We start from the raw sequence: 3611 nt of genomic DNA, 5'->3' as shown, positions 1-3611 counted from the left end.
TTGATCAGGTATGACCGCCCAAGAGGGGAATGCCATGAACGAAACGATCGCCTCGGACGAGCTCGGCCTGGCCACGGAAGCCCCGGCTGAGCTGCGTTACACGCGCCGCATCGAAGACCTGCCCGGACCGAAAGGCCAGCCCTTTGTCGGCAACGCGCTGCAGCTCAGCGGCCGGCAGATGCATCAGAAGTTCACCGCATGGGTGCGCGAGTTCGGGCCGATGTTCCGGCTGCAGGTGTTCGGCCACACCATCGTGATCGTCTCCGACGCGGCCACCGCGCACAGCGTGATGCGCGAGCGTCCCGACGGATTCCGGCGCAACGGCGGCCTGAAGCAGATCATGAACGAGCTGCACATCGGCGGCGTGTTCACCGCCGAGGGTGCCGCCTGGCGCAAGCAGCGCAAGCTGGTGATGAGCGGGCTCAATGCCGAGGTGATCCGCAACTTCTTCCCGACCATGGTCCGCCTGACCGAACGCATGCTCGAACGCTGGAAGAGGGCGTTGGCCGAGGGCCGCGCCATCGACCTGCGCCGCGATCTGAAGTGCATGGCGCTGGACACCATCGTCGGCATCGCCATGGGCCACGACATTGACGCGGTGAACCAGGACGGCGATCCGTTGCAGCGCGATATCGACAATATGTTTCAGCGCCTGGGCAACCGGACCACGGCGGCGTTCCCGTACTGGCGCTACTTCAAGTTGCCGGTGGATCGCGCCGCCGAGCGCTCGTTCGCCGACATCGAGACGCGCGTGACGGAGTTCATCCACCACACGCGCGAGCGCATGGAGCAGCAGCGGCACCTGCAACGCAAGCCCGCCAACATGCTCGAGGCGATGATCGCGGCGAGCGAGGATCCGGAGTCCGAGTTCACCGACGAGGAACTGGTCGCCAACGCGATCCTCAGCGTCATCGGCGGCGAGGACACCACCGCCAACTCGATCGCCTGGATGCTCTGCCTGCTCGCGCAGAACCCCGCCGCCGCCGCCGCGCTGGCCGCCGAAACGGACCTGGTGCTCGGCGACGCGCCGCTGCCGCGCGAGTGGGAGCAGATGAAGGCGTTCCCATACCTGGAGGCGGCGCACAGCGAGACGCAGCGGCTGAAAGCGGTCGCTCCGTATCTCGGGCTCACGGCCAATGCCGATTGTGTGGTCGCCGATACCTTCATTCCGAAGAACACGGCCATCATTGTTGCGACGGCAGGGGAGGGGCGCGACGAGGCGCAATTCCCCGGGCACGAGCGGTTCCGGCCCGAACGCTGGGTGGCGGAGCTGCGCGAACCGGAGGAGGAGGATCCCAGCCGCAAGTTGTTTCCGTTCGGCGGCGGTTCGCGGCTGTGCCCGGGGCGCTTCCTGGCGCTGACCGAGATCAAGGTCGTGGTCGCGATGATCATGCGCAACTTCGAACTGGAGCCCGATCCCACGGCGCCGCCGGCGAAGGAGCTGCTGAATTTCTTCATGGCGCCCAGCTCGGTGCCCGTGCGTCTGAAGCTGCGCGTGCCGCCGGCAGGGGAGCTCCGTTGAACGCCGTCGCGCCCGCGTCCAACGTGCAGATCGCCAGGCGGATCCTGCACGTCTCGCTGCCGTTGATGGGTTCCATGATCGGCAACCTGATCATGATGCTGGTCGATCGGATCTGTCTGGCGAGATATTCGAGCGATACGCTGGCCGCCTCTGGCCCCGCGGTCTACACGGCGATGGCGATCGTCGGCTTCTTCGTGGCGGTGGTTGGTTTCTCGCGCTCCTGCGTCGCGCAGGCCTACGGCCGCTCGGGCCATGCGGATGCCGCCTGGCAGGCGGCCATCGGCATCGTCGTCGGCGTCGTCTTTGCGGTGCTGCTGTTGTTATTCGCGCCGCTGATGGCGTGGATTCCCGCGCTGAGCGACAGGCCGCTTGCGCTGACCCGGCTGGAATCCCAGTTCCTCTACTGGTCGGCGTACTTCGGTGCGGCGATGACGTTCAACATGGCCTTGTCGTCGTACTTCAACGGTATCGGCAAGACCCGCATCACTCTGGTGGCCGGGCTGGTAGGGCAGGCGGTGGGCATCGTGGCGACCATCGGCCTGGTGTTCGGCCGCTTCGGCCTGCCGGAACTGGGCATGCGCGGCTCGGCGCTCGGCACGCTGGCCGGCACCTTGGCGATTACCGTGATTTATGTGGGCTATCTGCCCAGGGACGTGTGGAGCGACGTCCGGCGACTGATCGCGACGCGCGGCATTCGCCATGGCGACGTGGCGCCGAGGATCAGGAAAGGCATCGCGCTGGGCGTGACGGCGGGCATCGGCAATTTCGGCAATGCCGCCTTCATCTGGATCATCGCCGGGCTCGGCGCGATCGCGCTCGCCGCCAACAACGTCAACCTCACCGTCAGTTACATCGGCGTGATCCCGCTGCTGGGCTTGGGAATCGGCTGCAGTGTGCTGTGCGGGAACGCGCTGGGGCAGGGTGAGTTCGGCCAGGTGCCGAGGATCCTGCTCGTCACGCTGGGGATCGAACTGGCCTACGTGGCATTCACCGCCTTCCTGCAGATCGTCACGCCAAGCGTGCTGCTCGATCCATTCGGCCTGGCCGACAAGCCTGATGAGATCCGCCGATCGGCGGTCGCGACCTCGAAGGTACTGTGGACGTATTCGCTGGCCTTCGCGTTCTCGATGACCGGGCAGGCGGTGTTGGAGGCGTTCGGCCTTACGCGGTTTCTGTTCGCGGTGCGCTTCGTGATGATGTGGGTGCTGAGCATTCCCACGATCTATCTGATGACGCTCGGCCACGTTGGCGACGCCGGATACCTGCCCGTGTGCTGGGTCGTTGGTTCATCGTTCGAGGCGGGCATCGGCATGTTGTACTTCTGGCGGATCTGGGTGGCGGTGAGGCACCGGCAGAACGAGATCGTGCTGACACAAGTGGAGGCCTGATTTGCGACGCCTGTCATTGGCGCGGCATCCGGGAGGCCTGCCCGATGCGTTCCTGTTGGCGTTCGATGCCAACGAAAGCGACGACGCGCACTTTTCCCGTTTCGGCATCGCCTGTCCGCCATCCATAGCCCGTAGCGTGCCCAAGCGCAGGGCCGAATACCTCGCCGGCCGGCGCGCTGCCGTCGCCGCACTCGCCGAAGCCGGCGTCAGCGTGGCCGATCTCGCTATCGAACCATCCCGCGCACCGGCATGGCCAGCGGGCTTCACCGGCAGCATCACGCACGCCGCCCGCATCGCGGCGGCCGTGGCCTTACGCGACGGCGCCGTGCGAGGTGTCGGCATCGATATTGAACGAGTGGTTTCGGCAGGCGCCCTCGACGCGATCGTCCAGTCAGTGGTCGATACCGACGAACGACTCGAGCTGGACGGGCTCGCGCGCGGCCTCGGCTTGCCGATGGCGCTGACGATCGCTTTCTCGGCCAAGGAGAGCTTCTACAAAGCCACGGCGGCAACGGTTGGCCGGATCTTCGAATTCGGCGCGCTGAAAATCATCCGCGCCCAAGGGGGCACGGGCACGATCGAGGCGGAGACAGCCGAGCCGCTCGCTCCGGGCTTGCCGGCAGGCATGCGTTTTCGCCTGGGCTTCTCGTTGCTCGACGATGCATCGGCGATCACGAGTTGCGTCTGGATGCGTTAAATCG

At 66.0% G+C, this 3611-nt stretch carries 3 protein-coding genes; all 3 read left to right on the top strand.

Annotation, left to right across the window (positions count from 1 at the left end; translation table 11 throughout):
* Positions 1-34: 34 nt before the first annotated feature.
* From ISS97_RS17455 to ISS97_RS17445, 3 genes are read left to right on the top strand one after another with little or no spacing between them, the layout of a single operon-like run.
* Positions 35-1522 (top strand): cytochrome P450, encoded by a 1488-nt coding sequence (locus ISS97_RS17455; RefSeq protein ID WP_379983322.1) that lies wholly within the window; start codon positions 35-37, stop codon positions 1520-1522.
* Positions 1519-2910 (top strand): MATE family efflux transporter, encoded by a 1392-nt coding sequence (locus ISS97_RS17450; protein WP_379983323.1) that lies wholly within the window; start codon positions 1519-1521, stop codon positions 2908-2910. The genes ISS97_RS17455 and ISS97_RS17450 overlap by 4 nt, the downstream gene beginning before the upstream one ends.
* Position 2911: 1 nt before the next feature.
* Complete coding sequence (locus ISS97_RS17445) at positions 2912-3607, top strand: 4'-phosphopantetheinyl transferase family protein (protein WP_379983324.1); 696 nt, start codon at positions 2912-2914, stop codon at positions 3605-3607.
* Positions 3608-3611 lie beyond the last annotated feature (4 nt).

Source organism: Dyella koreensis, assembly GCF_044904565.1.
Classification (GTDB): domain Bacteria; phylum Pseudomonadota; class Gammaproteobacteria; order Xanthomonadales; family Rhodanobacteraceae; genus Dyella_D; species Dyella_D koreensis.
This window is presented reverse-complemented; position numbering and strand designations above follow the sequence as displayed.